15 protein-coding genes are annotated in these 19,661 nt (G+C 64.0%); 9 read left to right on the top strand and 6 right to left on the bottom strand.

All coding sequences use genetic code 11. The features are described from left to right. Positions 1-90 precede the first annotated feature (90 nt). Positions 91-1,947 carry a glycoside hydrolase family 2 TIM barrel-domain containing protein gene (locus tag HNQ08_RS14220; protein ID WP_184133405.1) on the bottom strand — a complete coding sequence of 619 codons (1,857 nt, stop codon included), beginning with the start codon at positions 1,945-1,947 and terminating at the stop codon, positions 91-93. A gap of 549 nt (positions 1,948-2,496) precedes the next feature. On the opposite strand from HNQ08_RS14220, the gene HNQ08_RS14215 reads away from it, so the two are divergent. The 5 genes from HNQ08_RS14215 (at position 2,497) to HNQ08_RS14195 (ending at position 7,696) form a co-directional block, all read left to right on the top strand. After that, on the top strand, positions 2,497-3,825 hold the full coding sequence (locus HNQ08_RS14215) for an ABC transporter substrate-binding protein (protein ID WP_184133403.1): 1,329 nt from the start codon (positions 2,497-2,499) through the stop codon (positions 3,823-3,825). Positions 3,826-3,940: 115 nt separating this feature from the next. After that, a complete protein-coding gene (locus tag HNQ08_RS14210) occupies positions 3,941-4,888 on the top strand; it encodes a carbohydrate ABC transporter permease (protein WP_184133401.1) in 948 nt (315 codons plus the stop codon). Beyond that, the gene (locus HNQ08_RS14205; RefSeq protein ID WP_184133399.1) at positions 4,885-5,745 is read left to right on the top strand and encodes a carbohydrate ABC transporter permease; all 861 of its coding nucleotides are present in this window, start codon (positions 4,885-4,887) and stop codon (positions 5,743-5,745) included. Before HNQ08_RS14210 ends, HNQ08_RS14205 begins: the two co-directional genes overlap by 4 nt. A gap of 2 nt (positions 5,746-5,747) precedes the next feature. Next, entirely contained in the window at positions 5,748-6,776 is a 1,029-nt protein-coding gene (locus HNQ08_RS14200) for a glycoside hydrolase family 43 protein (RefSeq protein WP_184133397.1), read from the top strand. Then, positions 6,773-7,696 carry a glycoside hydrolase family 43 protein gene (locus HNQ08_RS14195; RefSeq protein ID WP_184133395.1) on the top strand — a complete coding sequence of 308 codons (924 nt, stop codon included), beginning with the start codon at positions 6,773-6,775 and terminating at the stop codon, positions 7,694-7,696. The genes HNQ08_RS14200 and HNQ08_RS14195 overlap by 4 nt, the downstream gene beginning before the upstream one ends. A gap of 60 nt (positions 7,697-7,756) precedes the next feature. Here the strand turns inward: HNQ08_RS14195 and HNQ08_RS14190 are convergent, their stop codons facing one another. Beyond that, positions 7,757-9,025 (bottom strand): MFS transporter, encoded by a 1,269-nt coding sequence (locus tag HNQ08_RS14190; RefSeq protein WP_184133393.1) that lies wholly within the window; start codon positions 9,023-9,025, stop codon positions 7,757-7,759. Positions 9,026-9,067: 42 nt separating this feature from the next. Between HNQ08_RS14190 and HNQ08_RS14185 the strand changes: the two genes are divergently transcribed. Continuing rightward, complete coding sequence (locus HNQ08_RS14185) at positions 9,068-9,769, top strand: helix-turn-helix transcriptional regulator (protein WP_184133391.1); 702 nt, start codon at positions 9,068-9,070, stop codon at positions 9,767-9,769. 314 nt (positions 9,770-10,083) lie between these two features. On the opposite strand, the gene HNQ08_RS14180 is transcribed toward HNQ08_RS14185, so the two are convergent. The 3 genes from HNQ08_RS14180 to HNQ08_RS14170 all read right to left on the bottom strand — a co-directional run bounded on the left by HNQ08_RS14180 (position 10,084) and on the right by HNQ08_RS14170 (position 12,419). Further along, positions 10,084-10,887: a GNAT family N-acetyltransferase gene (locus HNQ08_RS14180; protein WP_184133389.1), complete on the bottom strand. Its 804-nt coding sequence runs from the start codon at positions 10,885-10,887 to the stop codon at positions 10,084-10,086. 169 nt (positions 10,888-11,056) lie between these two features. Beyond that, on the bottom strand, positions 11,057-11,266 hold the full coding sequence (locus tag HNQ08_RS14175; protein ID WP_184133387.1) for a hypothetical protein: 210 nt from the start codon (positions 11,264-11,266) through the stop codon (positions 11,057-11,059). Between the two features lie 118 nt (positions 11,267-11,384). Beyond that, positions 11,385-12,419: an alpha/beta hydrolase gene (locus HNQ08_RS14170; protein WP_229790066.1), complete on the bottom strand. Its 1,035-nt coding sequence runs from the start codon at positions 12,417-12,419 to the stop codon at positions 11,385-11,387. Between the two features lie 290 nt (positions 12,420-12,709). Between HNQ08_RS14170 and HNQ08_RS14165 the strand changes: the two genes are divergently transcribed. The 3 genes from HNQ08_RS14165 to HNQ08_RS14155 all read left to right on the top strand — a co-directional run bounded on the left by HNQ08_RS14165 (position 12,710) and on the right by HNQ08_RS14155 (position 18,746). Beyond that, the gene (locus HNQ08_RS14165; protein ID WP_184133385.1) at positions 12,710-13,561 is read left to right on the top strand and encodes a patatin-like phospholipase family protein; all 852 of its coding nucleotides are present in this window, start codon (positions 12,710-12,712) and stop codon (positions 13,559-13,561) included. Positions 13,562-13,725: 164 nt separating this feature from the next. Continuing rightward, positions 13,726-16,245, top strand: coding sequence for an ATP-binding protein (locus HNQ08_RS14160; RefSeq protein ID WP_184133383.1), 2,520 nt, complete (start codon positions 13,726-13,728; stop codon positions 16,243-16,245). Between the two features lie 1,124 nt (positions 16,246-17,369). Then, positions 17,370-18,746, top strand: a complete 1,377-nt coding sequence (locus HNQ08_RS14155; protein ID WP_184133381.1) for a replication initiator protein A — start codon at positions 17,370-17,372, stop codon at positions 18,744-18,746. A gap of 278 nt (positions 18,747-19,024) precedes the next feature. On the opposite strand, the gene HNQ08_RS14150 is transcribed toward HNQ08_RS14155, so the two are convergent. Beyond that, a complete protein-coding gene (locus HNQ08_RS14150) occupies positions 19,025-19,504 on the bottom strand; it encodes a YbjN domain-containing protein (RefSeq protein WP_184133379.1) in 480 nt (159 codons plus the stop codon). Between the last annotated feature and the right edge of the window lie 157 nt (positions 19,505-19,661).

Below are 19,661 nucleotides of genomic sequence, written 5' to 3'. Positions count from 1 at the left end.
CTGCCGAGAATTCCCTCACGCCGCTCCTCTCCTGGCTGAAGGGGTTGGGCAACAAAAGGGGCCCGGACTGCGTGTCCGGGCCCCCTCTGCTTACTTCAAAGCGTGGAGGTCCTCCGGCCTCGCCTGCGCTTCCCGCTCCCGCCAGCGATCCGTGTAACCCAGCGGGTGTGGGTCGGGATCCAGGTCGATGTCCCAGGCATGACGCGGCCCTCGGGTCGCCAGCGCCAGACGTGCAAGGTCAGCCTTCGGCTCGCGGTTCTCGGTCAGGATGCCATTTTTTTCCTGAAAAGTGTCGGTCAGCTGGGTGTAGCAAAAGCCGGCCAGAGCGTCGCACTCATGGACGGCCGCGAGCAGCCCCTCGTACAGTTCCAGAAACGCCGTGCTGTCGCCTGCCCGGTGGTAGCCCCAGCCCCGCTCGTCTTCCAAGCTGTAGGCGATGCCCCCAAATTCGCTGAGGATGGCCGGTTTGCCCTCGGCGCTGAAGTCATCCAGCAGCAGGCGGCGGCCAAAAGGCTGGGTCAGCAGACGAGACAGGGCCTCCGGGCTTCCGTATCGCCGGGTCAGCACGGCAGGATCATGGGCGTAGTCGTGAATGCCCAGCAGGTCAGTGGCCACATGTTCCCAGCCATCGTTGCCGATCACCAGTCGGCTCGGGTCCAGGGTCCGGGTCAGGTGATACAACGCCCGGACGTAGTCGCGCTGTGCCGGGTTGGTCGGCAGGTCCGGCACGCCCCAGCTCTCGTTGAAGGGCACCCACGCCACGATGCACGGATGCGAGACGTCGCGGCGGATCACTTCCATCCACTCGCGGGTCAGGCGCTCGACCCCCTCCGGGGTAAAGCGGTACGAGCTGGGCATCTCTTCCCAGACCAGCAGCCCCAAAACGTCGCACCAGTACAGCCAGCGGGGGTTCTCAACCTTCTGGTGCTTCCGGGCCCCGTTAAAGCCCAGCCGCTTGGTCAATTCCACGTCGCGGCGCAATTCCTCATCGGTCGCCGTCATCAGTCCCTGCGGCCAGTACCCCTGATCCAGGACCATCTTGAGGGTGTAGGCATTGCCATTGAGCAAGAAGCGCTGTCCGTCAGAGGTCACCGAGCGCAGCGCCGTGTAGCTCTGCACCTGATCCACAACCCGTTCGCCGTCCATCACCTCGATGGTCGCCTGGATGAGCTGGGGATGTTCCGGACTCCACAGCAGTTCGTTGCGGGCGTCATCAATCCCAGGATCAGGAATGGCGATGCGGCGGCTGACATTACGGTTGGTGAGCTTGTAGGTGTCCTCGACGAGTTCACGCCCCTGGGCGTGCAAACGCACGCGCACCCGCAGTCCAGCAGCCATTGGACCGGTCAGCTGCACTTCCAGTCCCAGCTCCCAGTGGTCCAGCCAGGGTGTCCATCGCAGGAACTCCACCCGGGTTTCCGGCACCCATTCGAGCCAGACACTCTGCCAGATCCCGGTGGTGCGCGGATACCAGATGATGTGCGGGTTAGCCTTCCAGTCCTGTTTACCGCGTGGCTGTGCCAGCTCATGTGGATCGTCCTCAGCCCTCACCACCAGTTGAACGGTATCGCCGTCGCCAAGCGCTTCAGTGATGTCCACGGTAAAGGGGGTGTGACCGCCCTCATGCTGCCCGACCAGACGGCCACCCGCCCACACCTGCGCGGCATAGTCAATCGCTCCGAAATGCACCAGCACCCGTCCCGCCACTTCCTGGCGATCCACTGAAATCTCACGGGCATACCAGGCCACCGGATGAAATCCACTGTCGTGGATCCCACTCAGGGCGCTCTCCGGGGCGTAGGGCACCATGATGGTCCGGTCGAAGGTCACGTCTGCCGGCTGCTGCCAGCGGGCCATGTCGTCGTAGGCGAACTGCCACTCGCCGTCGAGGCTGCGCCAGGTTGGGCGCTGGAGCTGAGGCCGGGGATGGGGGGATGGGGTGTTCATGGAATCTCCAAGGCAGGACAACAGGACGGGCGTGCAGGACAGGGCGGAACAGCTCAGGCTAAGGAATGGTTTCTTCCCAATCTCTTTCACCCTTACGATAGACAAACTCTGTTAGAGGTGATTAGACGTAGGCAAGCCGGGTGCGGTGGGCCAAGGTGTCATGAGCAGGCCCTGAAGAGCGATGCGGAGCCGGAGAATGTCCGTCGGTCTCCCGAGGATGACGTGAGCGCAAGAGGCGGCTGGTCCCCACGCTCGATCATCCCAGGGAAAACATCTGCTCAAACGGTGTGGCTGCACCTTGCGGGCCTCAAAAGTCAATGAGGGGTGCAAACATTTAGAGCAACTCAAGGAACATGGCAAGAAAAGTGAAAACTACACTTATCCTCAACTGTTATCAAAAGATTGACGGCTATTTTGTGGTGAGGTACTTTGAGAGCTGCACACAACGCAAGTTTCTCAGGCTGCCACCGCGCAACACCGTTCAGGACATTACGGTCTCGGAAGCCCGGCTTCCCGACTTTGATTTCCACTTACTGGAGGTTTGATCCAATGAGCACACCACTGTCCCGTCTGGTCCTGCTGACCGCCGCCGTCACCTTCGCCGTCTCCTCTGGTCCGGCCAACGCCCAGGGCTACACCGGTCCCAAGGTCAACCTGACCTTCTTGCACGGGTTTACCGGTCCGGACCGGCCCGTGATGGAAGGGCTGATCAAGAAGTACAACGACAGCCACCCCAACGTTCAGGTGCGGGCCCAGGCCCAGCCATGGGGCACCACTTGGCAGCAGCTCCCGGCCCTGGTTGCCTCGGGCAAGGCCCCCGACGTGGTGGTAATCAATGAGGACCAGATCACTGGTTTCGTGGCGCGCGGCGCAGTCTCGCCACTGACCCCTGCCGAGCTGAAGGGGGCGGGCATCGACAAGTCCAAGTTCTTCGGGCCGCTGTTCGCCACGGCGGATTACAAGGATCAGGCGTACGGGGTGCCGATTTCCAGCGTCGCCTACGTGATGTTCTACAACAAAGACCTGATGAAGAAGGCTGGGCTGGACCCCAACAAGCCGCCCCGCACGCGCGATGAGCTCCTGAAGGCGTCCCTGGCCTGCACGGTGGACAAGAGCGGCAAGAAGGCGGGCCAGACGGGCTTTGATCCCAAAAACCTGGACACCTGGGGAATCAGCCTGTACAACAACTGGGTGGGCGCCCGGGCCGCCTACGCGGCCATCCTTCAGAACGGTGGTCAGATGGTGAACAAGGACCAGAACGCGGCCTTCAACTCGCCGCAGGCCATCAGCGCCGTCCAGTTCCTGGTCGATCTGGTGCAGAAGCAGCATGTGGCGCGTCCCAACAGCACCGAGGAAGCCGAACTGGCCGCCTTCAGCCAGGGCAAGGTCTGCTTCTTCCCCAGCGGTCAGTGGTACCTGGACCGTTTCGAGAGCCAGAAGATGAACTTTGGCGTGACCTTCATGCCACGCGTGGGCGGAACGGTCAAGGACGCGGCCTGGGGCGGATCCAGCCACCTGACCCTGCCCAAACAGCCTTCCAGCTACGACGCCAATAAACGCAAGGCTGCGTTGGACTTTATGGCTTGGCTGAGCCAGCCCGCGCAGAACCTGACCTGGACCAGCACCGGCAGCCTCCCCACCCAGGCCGCCGTCGCCAAGAATGCCACTTTCGAAAAGGCACCCATCAGCGGCATCTTTGACCGCCTGGACAGCGTGTACGCCACCAGCGGCTACCCGTGGGTGGGTCAGGTGATGGCACCATTCGATCAGGCATGGGAAGCCGCTTACCTGGGCAAGAAGACCGTCTCGCAGGCCCTGAACGACGGCGTGAAGGAGTCCAACAAGCAGATCGAGCAGGCCCGCAAGAACTTCCAGTAATGCCGGCCCAGTAAGGCAAGCGGCGGCCCGGCCCCTTTCCCTCTGACACCGGAGGCAAGGTGGGCCGGGCCGCTGTCTTCGTCGGTCTCTCACCCCCGCGAGAGGTGTCCCGTCCATGACCATCACCCAGGCGCCCGCCCGGACCACCACGGCCCCCGCTCCCACTCCGCGCCGCCGCGTCCCGCTGGAACCGTACCTGTACCTGCTGCCCCACGCGGTGCTGTTCTTCCTGTTCACTGTGTATCCCATCGGTTACGGGCTGTACATCAGCCTGCACCGCTGGGATCTGCTCAATCCGGTCAAAACGTTCGTGGGATCCGAGTTCTACCGCAACCTGTTCACACCGGGCACGCCACAGGCCGACTTCTTCTGGAAGACCTTGTGGAACACCACCTTCTTCACCATCGTGAGCGTGCCGCTGTTGCTGATCGCCGCGCTGGGGCTGGCGCTGCTGCTGCACCGGCCCATCTTCGGGCGTACCTTCTTCCGGGCTGTGTTCTTCATGCCGGGCATCCTGACTGTCTCGGTGATGGGTATTTTGTGGCGCTGGATGTTCGACAACCAGATCGGGCTGGTCAATGCTGCACGCATGGTGCTGGCGAGTGCCCCGCCGATTCCCTGGCTGTCCACCGAGGGGTTGGCCTGGGTGCCCATCGTGGTCGGAACGGTGTGGTGGACCGTGGGCTTCAACATGACGCTGTACTTAGCAGCGCTGGGCAACGTGCCCGTCAGCCTGTATGAGGCCGCCTCCCTGGATGGGGCCACACCGTGGCAGAGCCTGCGGTTCATTACCATACCTCTGCTGGCCCCGGTCACGCTGTTCGTGTTCGTCACCACGGCACTGGCGTCGTTTCAACTGTTCGGACAATCGCTGCTGATCACCAACGGCGGACCGAGCCGCTCGACACAGAGCGTGATCCAGTACATCACCGAGGAAGGCTTCACCAACGCGCAGTATTCCAGCGCCGCGGCCATGGGCTTCGCTTTCGGGCTGATCATGCTCATCTTCACGGCCGCGCAGTTCGGCCTGATGGCGCGTGACGTGAAGGGGGACGAGGGATGACCACGACTGCCCCCGTCCGCCGTGTGCGCCGTCGCCGGATGCCGCGCGATCTCCCACGCTTTCTGCTGCTGTGCGTGCTGGCGATCATCTTCCTGGCCCCGGTCTACTGGATGATCTCCACCTCATTCAAGACCGAGGCCGACGCCATCTCACTGCCGGTACAGTGGATTCCCAGCCGGCCCACCCTGGACAATTACCGTGAGGTGCTGACCTCGCCGGACGGCAACATCCTGCGCTGGACCGGCAATTCACTGTATGTGGCCCTGGCCTTTACCGTGTTGCACGTCGCGCTGTGTGCGCTGACCGCCTACCCGCTGGCGCGCATGCGTTTCCCGGGGCGCAACGCCTGGTTCTGGTTCATCCTGTCCAGCCTGATGATCCCCGGCATCGTGACCCTGATTCCCACCTACATCATGATGCTCAATTTCAACTGGATCAACTCGTACCACGCGCTGATCTGGCCGGGGCTGAGTGGGGTGTTCGGCGTGTTCCTGCTGCGCCAGTTCTTCATGGGCATTCCGCGCGAGCTGGAGGAGGCTGCGCGGCTCGACGGCGCGAACAGCCTGCAGATCCTGTGGCGAATCATTTTGCCCCTGAGTATTCCCTCTCTGGCGACGCTGGCGGTGTTTGCCTTCATGGGATCGTGGAACAACTTCCTGTGGCCGCTGTTCACCGTCACGGACGTAGACAAGATGACGTTGCCGGTGGGCATCACCACCTTCTCGCAGCGTTACGTGACCGAGTACGGCAAGTTGATGGCCGCCACCACCCTCGCGGCAGTTCCCGCGCTGATCGCCTACCTGCTGGCGCAGCGCTTTCTGGAATCGGGCCTGTCCACCACCGGTCTCAAGGAGTAACCATGTCGCGTTTTCCACTGCTGCTGGGCCTGGGCCTGACCGGCGCTCTGCTCTCCAGTTCCACGCTGGCGGGCGGGAGCGGCCCGGCGACGGCCCGCCCCGCGCCGGCCCCCACCGCCACCTTCCGAAATCCAGTCCTCGACGAGAACTTCCCCGATCCAGGCCTGTTGCGCGTCGGCAATGTCTACCACGCCTATTCCACCAACAGCTCGAATGCCAACGTGCCGCACGCGGTCAGCCGGGATCTGGTGCACTGGGAGGCCGCCGGCGACGCTATGCCGGTGCTGCCCGAGTGGACCAGGGGCGGACGGACCTGGGCCCCCGAAGTCACTCAGATCGGCAAGACCTTTGCGCTGTACTTCACTGCCCAGGACGACGCCAGCGGCCGCCAGTGCATCGGCGTGGCGACGGCGGCCTCGCCGGCGGGACCGTTCAGGGACACCTCCGGCAAGCCGCTGGTCTGCCAGCTTGCTGAGGGCGGCAGCATCGACGCCAGCCCTTTCAAGGATGCGGACGGCAAACGCTACCTGCTGTGGAAGAACGACGGCAACTGCTGCAACCAGGCCACGAACCTCTACCTTCAGCCGCTCAGTCCAGACGGCCTGAAGCTGACTGGAAAGGCCAGCACCCTGATCCAGAACTTCCAGCTGTGGGAGGGCAACGTCATTGAAGCCCCCACCCTGTACCGCGCAGGCGGCGTGTATTACCTGCTGTACTCCGCCGGGCCATACGACAGTGACCTGTACGCGGTAGGTTACGCGACGGCAACGCGCGTGACCGGGCCATACAAGAAGGCTCCGGAAAATCCAATCCTGGTCAGCAAGGGCGAGGTGGCCGGGCCCGGCCACCAGACAGTGGTGACCGACGGCGCGGGCCGCACGTGGCTGGCTTACCACGCCTGGACTGCGGGCCGCACCTCGGACGCGGTGGGCGGATACCGCAGCCTGCGGCTGGACCCGGTGACCTTCTCCGGCGGCCGGGTCCAGGTGGCTGGGCCTACCCTTGCGCCGCAGCGGGCACCCACCCCATGAGCCGCCCTCCCCCCTCTCCCTCGCTGCCGTCCGGCCCCCTATATGCCGGTTATTTTGCCGATCCCTTCGTGCTGCTTGACGGCGACACGTATTACGCCTACGGCACTGGCCTGAACGGCGAGACAGGCACGCGGGCTTTCGAGGTACTGTCCTCGCCGAACCTGGTGGACTGGACCTCGCACGGCGGCGTCCTGGAGCCGCTGCAACCGGAGCGGCTGGATTACTGGGCCCCGGAGGTCGCGCGTAACGGCGATACCTTTTACCTGTACTACTCGGTTGGTCACGGTGATCAGGGACATCATCTGCGAGTGGCAACGGCGGCCCACCCGCTCGGTCCTTTCGTGGACCAGGGGCTGAATCTCACACCGGACGAGCCCTTCGCCATCGATCCCCACCCCTTCCGGGCCCCGGACGGAACGTGGTGGATGTTCTTCGCGCGTGATGATCTGGGCGGTGAGCGCCCCGGCACTGTGCTGGCCGTCGCTCCTCTGCACGACATGACCCGGCTGGGCGAATCGCAGACCATCCTGCGGGCCAGCAGCGAGTGGCAACGTTACCAGGCGGGACGGTCAATGTACGGTGAGGTGTACGACTGGCATACCCTGGAAGGTGCTTTCGTGCTCTTTCGCAACGGTCAATTTCACCTGCTGTACTCCGGTGGGGCGTGGACCAACGAAACCTACGGCGTCGGACACGCGGTAGCCGATCACCCACTCGGTCCCTGGACCGAACCGCTGGAGGGCGCGAATGTGCTGCGGACCGCCGGAACGCTGATCGGTCCTGGCCACGCCAGCGCCACCACCCTGGAGGGCCAGGACGTCCTGATCTTTCATGCCTGGGACGCTCAACACACCCGCCGGCAACTGCACGCTGCCGTCCTGACCTGGGAGGAGGGGCGGCCCTGGGCCTTGAAGCCCTGACAACGCATGTCAGGAGGTAGTGGCCCAGCCGAGCATGCTCGGCTGGGCCACTACGCCGCCTCATGTGGTCGCGTCCTCGCCTGGCGTGCCCACGGCGTGCCGATCCCCAACTGGAGCGCTGGGGGGCCGCAGCAACACCGTGGCCGCCACAGCGCCCAGCAGGGTGAGGCCGCCGGCTACGGTCAGAAGGCGTACCGGGCCGATCTGAGCGCCGATCAGGGCCGCTCCGCCGGTGGCGATGACGCCGGCGAGCGCGGTGGTGGTGCCCAGCGCCCCGTACACCCGGCCCCGGTACGCGTCTGGCGTGGCCAGTTGCACCAGCGTCGAGGTGGCCACGTTTGAGACCACCATCGGCACGCCCAGCACGGCCGTGACGGCGAACATGACTGTCAGGGAGGTCTGCGTATACATCAGCAGCATCAGCGCGCCCACCAGCAGGGTGCCGCCAGCCGCCAGCCGCGCCAGGGGCAGCCGCCCGACGGCCCAGCTGGCGATCACACCACCCAGCAGGGTGCTGGCCCCCATGACGGTGCTCAGCAGGCCCACCTGGGCAGCGTCTGCGTGCAGTACACCCTGCACGAAGGGCATATAGGCGGAATCGATCAGGGTGCCGCCCAGACTGGTCAGGCCCAGCACCACGAGCAGGCCCAGGATGACGCGGTTGTGCCGGATCACGTGCAGCCCCGCACGCCACTCGGTGGCCAGTGCTCGCCACGAACCGATGAGCGTGTCCGGAGCCGTGTCTGACACAGACTGTGTCACAGGAACCCGGGGCAGCCGCATGAAGCACAGCGCCGCGCCCAGGAAGGTCAGGGTGTCGAAGATCACCACGCCGCGCACTCCCGCCGAGGCCACCAGCACGCCCCCCAGTGGCGGCCCCAGCAGGCGGGCCACCGTGGTGCCGACCGACAGGGTGGCGTTCGCGCGGCCCAGCCGCTCCTCGCCGACCAGAGAGGGCAGCAGCGCCGCGCCGGCGGGCATGGCGACCAGGCTCAGGGTCAATTCGGCGAAGGTCACGGCGTACGCGACCCACAGCCACCCTGGTTGGGTGGCCAGCAGCAAGAGCAACATCACGGCTCCCTGCAGGATCTGGCTGATGATCAGGACGCGTCGGCGATCCCAGCGGTCCGTCAGGACCCCGGCGAAGGAACCGAACAGCAGGCCCGGCAGGTACACCGACAACGCCAGCAGCGCCGTGGCGGTCACGGAACCGGTTTCCTTGAACACGAAGAACCCCAGCGCCAGGCCCAGTGCCCGGTCGCCGATCTGCGAGATCACCTGTCCGAGCCACAGGGGAAAGAAGGCGGGAACGCTCAGCAACCGGAACATAAAGACCCCATAGAGCGCAGCGTGGCCGGTATGCTGGTGAACATGACACCGTCCGATTCACCTAGCCTGGGAGCGTGGCAGCGGCTGGACGACCCGGCGGCGGCGCGCGTCCTGGCCGACGCATATACCCGGCAGTTCTTCGAACCGTTCATCTGGCGCGAACGCCGCGTGTCGGACGTGGCCCGCGAGGTCGGCGTCTCGACAAACGCCATGCTTTACCGCGTGCGGCAGTTCCAGCGTCTGGGCCTGTTGGAGGTCACACGCACAGAGGCCCGGGCCGGACGCGCTGTGCGGCATTACCGCGCGACCTCCCGGCAATACTTTGTGCCGTTCACAGCGACAGACGCCGCGTCCGTGCAGTCGCTCTACGAAGATTCTCTTGACAACGCGCGGCGCTCGACGCTGGACAAGCTGACCCGCGCCTGGAGCGAACTGGGTGAGGATCCGCGCTGGTTCGGGCTGTATACCTCCGGAGACGAGGGTGGACTGCACAGCCATACCCTGCTGCCCTTCCCGCCAGACGGCGGCCGCGTGCCGGGGCCGGGAGGCTTACTGGACGTGCTGCTGGAGGAAGCGTACCCGGCGATCTGGGACAACACGACGACCATGACCCTGCGTCCAGCTGACGCCAAGGCGCTCCAGCGGGAACTGCGTGACCTTCACCGCCGCTACCGCGCCCTGGCCAGCCCGGACGGTCAGGAGCACCTCCTACGGTTGACCCTGGCTCCCCTGACCACAGCGTGATCGGCGGCTCTGTGCGGGAACGATCTGTTGGGCGGCGGCGCGGTTGAATTACTGGATGGGGCGCTCCGTCTTCGCAGCCCTATGGACCAATGTCAAATTCTCTCTGGAATGCGTGCTGACCGAGATCTGGGACGTTGGATGCTCGGGATTCCAGCCAGATGAGCACCCTGACCTGCTCCGGTGGAGACTGATCATTCCGCAGGCAAGGACCAGACAGGAGGCGACTCCTTCGGACCTCGAGGGTGTCTTCTCGGAGCCGTTATGCGGAGGGGCACGACTGATCCGCCTGAACCAGCACGGTCAGGGCAGGCGGGTTACGTCCTGCTAGAAAGCAGCAGTTGCTGACGTTCCACAGTCTCAAAACCGACAGATGCGTACACACGTTTTGCACTCGCATGGTCGTCGGCCACGATTACCAGCTTACGGGCACCGAAGTGCTGGCGGGCATGCTCACCGGCGAAGAACGTCAGCGATGCACACAGCCCCTGCCTGCGGTGGGCCGGATCGGTGCCGACACTCTGATAACGGAGCAGTTCACCGCCATCGGAAAACACCCCCAGGTCCGCCACCAGCCGGCCGTCCAGAAAAGCGCCGTACCAGAAGCCCTGGCCCGCACGGCACATTTCACGCAGGCCCTGCAGTTGCGTTTCCTTGAAGCGGCGGTAACGTTCCTCGTCGTGTCCGTCTTCCCGGCTGGCGACCTGATTGTCCAGGGCCTGCACCCATTCCTCGTCCACATCTGCCAGCGGCCGGTACTGTGCGTTGCTGTTGGGGCGCGGCGGGGCATGCAGCTGTGGCGCCGCCATGACGATGTTCTCTTCCAGTTGATAGCCAGCCTCAAGGAACTCGTCCAGCTGAGGTGCCTGGGTCACCGGAACGTCCCAACCGAACAGGCGATGCGGAGTCGCTGGCGGCTGGCCGACGTGCTGCGCGAACAGCGCCTCCCAATGGGCCAGGTCGCCGGGCTGCGGTGGCCTGTGAAAGATAAGCAGATTGCCGAAATAATGCGCGGGGCTGCGGGGATTCACGACAGCGACGGCCTCTTCCAGCTCAGTCACTCGGCCACGGAAGCGCGCGAAAATCAGGTCTGTGCGGTATCCCAGAGACTTCAGGTTCATGGTGAGACTTCCTTTGGAATGGGGCCAGCGGCGTGCCTGACCGCGTGACCGAATAGGACGGAGACCAGAGCAACCTGCCCCAGGACGCTGGTCAACGGACCATGCTGGGTGCAGCAGCACGCCTGGGGCTGTGTGGTGCGAGTTGAGGTCCACCAGAACACAACGGCCCTCATGAGCGGGTGAATTCGCTGTACAGATGGTCAATGCAGTCGTCGATGCTGGCAAAGTAGCGCCTCTGTGCGAGAGTCCCTTCCCGCAGGGAGGCTCGCCAGGTCAGTCCACTGGCATGGACGCCGGGTTCACGCCAGATGCGGAGAACATAGACCCGTTCCTGAGACGTTGGTTGAGGGGGGGTGGACCTGTCGGATTCCTGGGGCATATTGGCTCCTTGCCCAGTTACCGTACCGAAGACAGGATGACCAGCCGATGATGCATGCTTTCCTGCAGCCCAAAGGACTGGCCGTAATTGAGGATGACAGTCACGCGTGCGGATCCCCTCAGGACGAAGGCCCGCCGTTCTGATGCTCCAGACGCAGTCCTCGCCGCAAGGCCTGTCTGCTCCGGTCTAGGAAAACCCCCGACACCGAGGCGCCGGGCATGAACAGCTCGCTCGCGTGGTATCCGCCCTCCACTTCAAAGAACTCGCATGGCACGTCCGCCTGCGTCAGGCGCTGCGCGTACGTCCTGTCCTCGAGGTAAAACAGGTCTAGCGTCCCAACGCCGATCCACGCCGGCGCGAGCCCCCGCAGGTCCGTCCGCCGGGCAGGCGCCGCATACTCCGGCGCCTGCTCCGGGACCGGCGGATGGCCGAGGTAGGTGGTCCACCCCAGCCGGTTGGACCCGGGGGTCCACACGAACTCTCCCCGGCCGCCGTGCTGTTCACGGAGGACCGTGCGGTCGTCCAGCATTGGATACAGCAGCAGCTGAAAGGCAGGCTTCACCTCGCCGCGGTCGTGCGCAAGTTGCGCCAGACCCGCAGCCAGCCCGGCGCCGGCGCTGTCCCCTGCCAGGGCGATGCGTTCAGGGTCGAGGCCCAGCCTGGCGGCATGGTCGCTCATCCACTTCAGCGCGGCGTAGCAATCCTCCAACGGTGCGGGGAACGGCGCTTCCAGGGCCAAACGGTATTCCACGTTCACGACCAGCAGTCCGAGCTCGTTCGCGAAGCGCGCGCATTGCTGGTGGTAGTCCTGGGCCGAACCTGAGATAAACCCACCACCGTGGATGTACAGCAGCGCCGCCGTGTTCCGCTGCCCATCGAGCGGCCGGTACAGCAGCACCGGGACAGCTGGTGAGCCCGCGGGCCCCGCGATGTCGCGCCGCTCAAACTCCACGTCTGTCGGGTCTGGCACGGCGCGCGTCACGCGGCGCATGACCGAAACGAGCATTCGCGTGAACGCGGGATGACGCAGCCGCAAGAGGGGATGGCGCAGCTCGGGATGAAGCCGCGCATACGACGCGGCGCGGCGGGAATACAGCCATCCACCCGCCGCGCCGAGCGCCACGATCCACGGGACGATGCTTCTGGTCTTCATGTGGGTCTCCTTTTCCACTACCCATCATGGGCGCAAGGGAGCGGCCTGAACTCCTGCGTCCAACAGATTCATCCTGATCTTGCAAGTGTGCCTGGCTCCCCCGGACCACGCAGGAATCATTTTATGGTGACCGCTTCAGGGACCGGAGCAGGGCGGATCGGGGCCGCAGTTCCTCCTGGAGGCGATCCAGGGTGGAAATCGTCTGCACGTGCCAGCGCACAGACGGCAGTGTCCTGCTCTCCAGGGCTCACGGGTTTGTCGTTCCTCCCCGGACGCGGCATGATGAACCGATGACCCTTGAACGTGCGCTGGTACTGGGTGGCGGGGGCGTCACCGGCATTGCCTGGGGCCTGGGCTTCCTGACAGGTTTACTCGACGAGGGACTTGACCTGCGAAATGCCGATCTGGTGGTGGGCACCTCGGCAGGCTCCTCTGTCGGGGCGCAGATCACCAGCGGAGCACCTCTGGAACAGCTGTATGCCCGTCAGCTCGAATCCTCCGCGGAACGGGCCGCCGACTTCGACGCCGCCGCCCTGGGCCGCACCTTCGCGGCGCTGATGCAGGAGGTCGGCCCCGATCCCACAGCGATTCGCCGGCGCATCGGGCAACTGGCTCTGGGCGCCTCTAGCGTGCCTGAGGCCGAGCGCCGGGCCATCATCGCCTCACGGCTGCCGAGTCCCAAGTGGCCGGCGGAGCGTCTCGTGATCGTGGCGGTCGATGCGGAAACAGGCGAGCCGCGCTTTTTTGACCGGGACGCTGGCGTGTCCCTGACCGACGCGGTGGCCGCGAGCTGCGCGGTACCGGGGGTCTGGCCGCCCATGACCATCGAGGGTCACCGGTACATGGACGGCGGGGTCCGGTCGGTGACCAATGCGGACCTGGCCATGGGCGCACAGCGGGTCCTGGTCTTGTCCCTCCTGCCGCCTGGGCCCCAGTCCACACTGCCCCGTGAGGTGGCCGCCCTGGAAGGAGCGGGCTCGGCGGTCCTGGTGGCCGAACCGGACGCCGCATCCGTGGAGGCCATCGGGCCCAACGTGCTGGACCCAGCGCGGCGTGAGGAGACGGCCCGGGCGGGGCGGGCACAGGGCCGCCGCCAGGCAGCCGAGCTCTCGGCGTTCTGGACAGGGTCCGTGAACGCCTGACCCTGCACCGGGCTTTCCCTGCGGGCGAGCGAGTTGGGCGGGCGCTGTATGGAACACCGCGAGCTTCAGCCTTCAGCGCGGACGATATGCCGCCGGTTCTGGGCACCGCGCGGCCTCGGGGTGCCCGTGTTCCAGGCCACGCCCGCGGCACTACACTTTCTAACGTGACTCCTGACACTCAGGCCCCACTTCTGCGCAGCAGCTTCGCTGCACTGGAGGGGGAACACGCAGGTGCGCTGCCAGTCGCCGTGCTCACTGCCGACCTGCGGCTCGCCCACGTCAATGCCGCGTTCGCAGCGCTGAGTGGATTCTCGGTGGACAAGCTGTCAGGACAGCCGCTGAAGGGCTGGGCGCCTGAGCTCCAGGCGGCCTGTGCCCGGGCAGTCCGGGAAGACAGCGCCCAGACCAGCCTGGCCTACACGCCTGACCACGGCGCCCCCCAGAAGGTCAGCGTGTGGCCGCTCCACGGCGGGCCGTCGCAGATCATTGGCGTGGCGCTGCGCACTCAGCCACTCCACGACGAGGCAGCCGTGACCCTGGCCCTGAGCCGCCCCCTGATACAGACGCTCACCGTAGACGACGTGCGTCAGGTCCTTCTGAAGCACGCCTTGAACGCTGTGGGAGCATATGCGGGCACATTGATCGAAGTGATCGACGAATCCAATCTCTTCATGGTGGGCAGCGCTGGCTACGGAGTTCCCGTCGAGCAGAGCTGGCAGCAGTTCCCTGCCCATTCAGGCTTTCCGGTCGTGCACGCTGCCCATACTGGAGAAGCTGTTTTCGCCACGCTGGACGACCTGGGGCAGAACTACCCGGATTTCCTGCCGTTTATACAGCCGGCAACGCGTTCGTTTGCCGCACTGCCTCTGATGGTAGACGGCAGGGTACACCTGGTGCTGACGCTGTCGTTCCGGCACACCCTGGCAGGCACCGCTGGCTGTCAGCGGTGCCTGCGGACCCTGGTGGATCTGGCTGTGCAGGCGCTGCGCCGCGCACAGCAGTACGATGCGGCGTGCCAGGCCCAGGCGCGCGCCACCCTGCTGTCCGACGCGAGTTCCGCGCTGGCTTCCTCACTGGATGTGAAAGAGACGCTGGACCGCATCACGGCCCTGTCCATTCATCATGTCGCGGACTGGGCAGCCGTCTATCTTCCAACCGCCGAGAGAAGCATCACTGCCGCAGCCATCGCGCATCAGGACCCGGAAATGGTCGAACTCCTGCGCAGCTTCGTGACACAGAGCCTGACAGAGGCGAATCTGCCCGGAACTCCGGCGTGGAGCATGCAGACTGGTCAGGCGTTTATGCTGCCGGTCGTTCCCCCGGCCCTGATCGACCAGAATCCGGATCCTGAGCGGCGCGCGGCGCTGCACCGCATGGGATTTCATTCCTTGATCCATGTGCCCCTCACCGTGCAGGGACGGGTGGTAGGCGTGCTGGGTCTGGCCAGCTCCCACCCTGAGCGCACTTACGGCCCAGACGACCTGCTTCTGGCCGAACAGTTGGCCGTACGGGCCGCCCTGGCCCTGGACAGCGCGCTGCTGCACGAGGCTTCGCAGCTCAGTGAACAGCGTTACCGCTCGCTGATCGACGCGACGCGTCAGACCGTCTGGACGAACACGGCGGACGGCCTGCTGTTGGGCGAGCAGCCGGGCTGGGCGCGCCTCACCGGGCAGGATCAGGCGGCCTACAGTCGAACCGGGTGGTTGGAGGCCATTCACCCGGACGACCGCGCCCGGAACCTTGAGCAGTGGCAGTCAGCGGTCCGCGCCCGCACGACCTACGACACCCACCAGCGGGTGCGGGTGGCAGACGGCACGTACCGGCACTTTCAGGTCCGCGCCGTGCCCGTGCTGCAGGCCGACGGTATGGTGCGGGAGTGGGTGGGGGTTCACACCGACATCACCGAGCAGGTCGAGCTTGAAGTGGAGCTCGAACGCCGGGTAGAGGAGCGCACGGTGGCCCTGGCACGCAGCAACGCGGAACTGGAACGCTTTGCCTACGTGGCCAGTCATGATCTGCAAGAGCCGCTGCGGACCATCGCAGGCCTGACGGGGCTGCTGGAACGCCGTTATGCCGATGTCTACGATGAGCGCGGGCGGACCCTGCTGCACATGGTGGTTCAGGGCACGGAGCGCATGAAGACGCTGCTCGATGACCTGCTGGTGTACTCCCGTCTGGGGGCTGAACGCCTGACGCTGGAACCGGTGGACACCAGCGCGCTGGTGGAGGAGGCGCTCGAGCGCCTCAGCGGCACGCTGGAAGACAGCGGAGGGCGGGTAACATACGCTGCGCTCCCGACCGTCCTCGGCAGCCACTTCCAGCTGGGCCAGCTGTTTCAAAACCTGATTGGAAATGCTCTGAAATTTCGCACGCCTGGATTATCTCCCGAGGTGCACATCCAGGCGGTCCGTGACGAGGAGTTCTGGCACCTTACGGTGACGGACAACGGCATCGGAATCGAAGACAGCTACCTCGAGCGAATCTTCGTGATGTTCCAGCGGCTGCATACCCGTGAAGCGTACGCCGGGACCGGGCTGGGCCTGGCGATCTGCCAGAAGGTGACGGAGCGGCATGGGGGCCGAATCTGGGTGGAATCGCAGCCTGGGGTCGGCAGCACCTTTCATTTCACGTTGCCCAGCGTGTCGATCTCCGCTTCAGCGGCCAATCCCCTATCCCGCCGATGATCACGCTGTCAGCCCGAAGCTGTGTTAGAGGGCCAGCAGGAGAGCTGAGCATGGCTCGGGCGATCTGGTCGGCGGCTTGGACGGCTCTGGCGAAGTGTTGCGTGGCTATAGCAGCTAGAGCTATGGCCCAATCCTGAAGCGCCAAATCGTTGTGGTGAATGTGATGGCGTTGTCGATGAAACACAAGGTGAAGGGCAGATTCGGCTGGCCTTGCTATCACCGCTCATAGGATGGGCAGGCTCAGTCCAGCGGCGTGAAGACTGACTCAGAGGTGCGATTTGCCCAGTGTCCCAGGCACCGCGATGTGGACGCCCAGCGTCCATCTTCAAGCGAGAGCTTTGCCATCAATCCGGCCACGTATAGCCCGTACACACAGTTACCGGACACCGTCTGGGCGCACCTCGTTTTTCGACCTTGAGCAGTCATACGGGTCCTGGACTACTGGTGTCGCAGAGGAGCGTCCTCTCTCAGCCCGGCCTTCTGGTGAGCTGGTCACGTACTAACGCCTGCTGTCATAGCGCTCAAATGGATGGCTCCGTCTAGGGAGTAAAGAGGGCACTACGGGTCATCGCAGCTTCCGCTTTCCCCAACGACACACCTGAGCGATTGCCTTATCACCCCATGAGCAGCCTCTGTCCTCTTGACGGAGGTTTTCAAAGGTCCCGAGGTCATGCTGGGCAGGCGACGACGACACACCTGAGCGATTGGTCCATTCTGACCGACGACACACCTGAGCGATTGACCCACTCTATGGACGACACACCTGAGTGATTGCTTGATTTTACCGACGACACACCTGAGCGATTGCCCTATATACAGCCACGACACACCTGAGTGATTCGGGTAAGCCTCGACGACATACCTGAGCGATTGCCGACGACACGCCTGAGCGGTCCCCAACGACACACCTGAGCGGTTTGATCGGCTAGGAACGACACACCTGAGCGATTGACCGCTTCTACAGACGACACACCTGAGCGATTCTGTACGACACACCTGAGCGATTTGAAGCATTCCCATCGTCTGACACGCAATTGCTCAAAAACCTTTGATGATGTCATCAATCTTTTTATTCAAATCTTTTCTTTCAAAAGAAGGTAAAATTCATCAATCAAGGGGGACGAGTGACCGCAAAACCCAGCAGGTTTGACGAGCTGAATCTGTCACGCCTCAACCTGATTTCCGCCGTCGACCAGGCCGATACCAACGAATGGGACGTTACCTTCGAGTCTCAGGGCCGTGTGGTGCGGGTCAAATGTGAGGCCTTGCCCAAATATGCTGTCCCACATGGCCTGGACAGTGATGTAACAGCGGCCTTGATCAACCTGTACATGGAGGTCGGCGAACCCGAGGATGGACGCTTCACGGTCAGTGCCACCACCCTGCTCAAGTTGTGCGGCTGGCACAACACTGGCAAATACCACGCCATCTTGCGTACCTGCCTGGAACGCCTGCATACCTCGTCCTACAGTGTCAGTGGTGGATGGCGAGACCATCCCAAGGGGCGCTGGACCCACGCCAAATTCCATTTCATCGAGTCCCTGGACTTCAGCAGCGGCGACCGCACCGGAGCTTTTGACGAGCGGACCATGATTTCTGGCCGTCTGGCCGATGCCATTGTGGCCAGCATTCGCAGCGGATATGTCAAGCCGCTGGACACCGAGTTCATGCTCTCGCTGTCCAGGCCCAGAACGCGGGCGCTGTACCGGATTCTCGATGGAGCGCGCTTCGATCCTCAGAACCCTGAACAGCCGCTGGAAACCCTGGAGGTCAGCCTGATCGGTTGGGCGGATCAGTGCAAGATCCCCAGCACCATTCCGGGCAACATTCGCCGGGCGTTGTCTTCTCCGCATGATGAACTGGTCAAGCGGGGTTACCTGCGCTCAGTTACCCTGACCGGGCGGGGCAAGGACCAGATGATCCGGTATGAATTCGTGCGCGAGTTCACCCCCATGGACGCGGTCCTTGCCCGACGCTTCCGGGGTTATGGGGTGGCCGACGGCGTGGCACGCAGATTGGTGCGTGAACATGGGCGGCCCTTCCTGATCGAGTGTATGGACCGCTTTGACCTGCTGGTCCGTGACGCTGTGCTGGTGGTCAAGAAATCCAAGGCCGCGGCGCTGATGCACCTGATCACCCACCCTGACGAATACCCCTTTGCGGGCCATCACAAGCCCTCTGACGGGCCTGCAGCCTCTTCTCCGGCCTCCATACCCGTCCGGGCGAAGGCAGGGCGTATGGAGCCGCTGCTGGCTATGCCCAGTCTTGCTGATGAGTTCCAGGGTCTGACGCCAGAGCAGACGGCCGAGAAGGCGGTGAGCCGGCTGGGCTTTCATTACCGCCGACTGCTCGATATCGCGGATCTAGATCTCTTCCGTCAGGCGGTGCTTGATGGTGAACTGGATGTGGTCAGCTTGCTGGAGGACTCGGTCACGGCAGTGGCCAAGATGAAGAAAGACGAATTTGCCCGCGAACTCAAGTGGCGTCTGGGACAGCGTTGAGACTCGGCCATACCGCATTGCGGATCAGCGGTGTGACGCGTAGATCCATGTTTTTATGGTCAAAAGGGATCAGTAAAGCAATATTTTCATATTGCTGGCCTCCTCAGGAGCGCCCGTGAGGAGGCGTTCACCGCCAGTGGAAGCGGAAGGCGGTGGTGGGGAGATGGTGAGTTCATCCCTGGATCACCTTCTCCGTCACCGGCCTGCCAAGAACACCCCATTTTAGAGGGCCAGACTGTCTCTGGCACTCTCTGCTGCCCACCCCGCGTATTAAACGCTCAGTATAGTTTCTCCCCGAAATCGCCGTAGTCCTCCAGGTAAGCATCGAACCAGGCGGTGAAGTTGGCCTTGGTGTACCCGCCTGTGAGCATGTAGGAGGCATCCAGGTACACACCGTCCTTGTCCTCGTAGGCCTGGCTGTACCACTCGGCATTCCAGCCTGCCAGCATCTTGGTCAACCCACCTCTGTCTTTTGGAAACTCGAAGCCGTTACTGGCAGTGACGCGGCGGCACAGTCCGTTCTCACAGCCGCTGAAATAGAGATATATGGTATCGCCGCTTACCTTGAGGGCAATCGAAGGCTGCGTCTTGTCGTCTCCTGGTCGCAGTTCGGGCTTATATCCCTCGTCACTGAGAACCTTGACTAGCGAGGCGGGCCTGGCATCGAGCACGTCCGCCGTGACGGCATGGGCGGGCGCCAGGGCGGTGAGCGAGAGGGTGGCGAGGAACAACGGGAGCGGGAGGAGATTTCTTTTCATGCCTCCAGGGTGCCAGAGACGGGATGATTGGAGGATGACGCCGGGCTGCATCCCCGATGATCGTGTGTCTGACATGCCCCCGCGAACGCGGGGAAGATTGAGAGCGCTCAGCTCCCATTGCGCAGAGATCAGCAACAGCTGAGTTGCGCAGCCTTGC

This window comes from Deinococcus humi, assembly GCF_014201875.1.
Classification (GTDB): Bacteria; Deinococcota; Deinococci; order Deinococcales; family Deinococcaceae; genus Deinococcus; species Deinococcus humi.
This window is presented reverse-complemented; position numbering and strand designations above follow the sequence as displayed.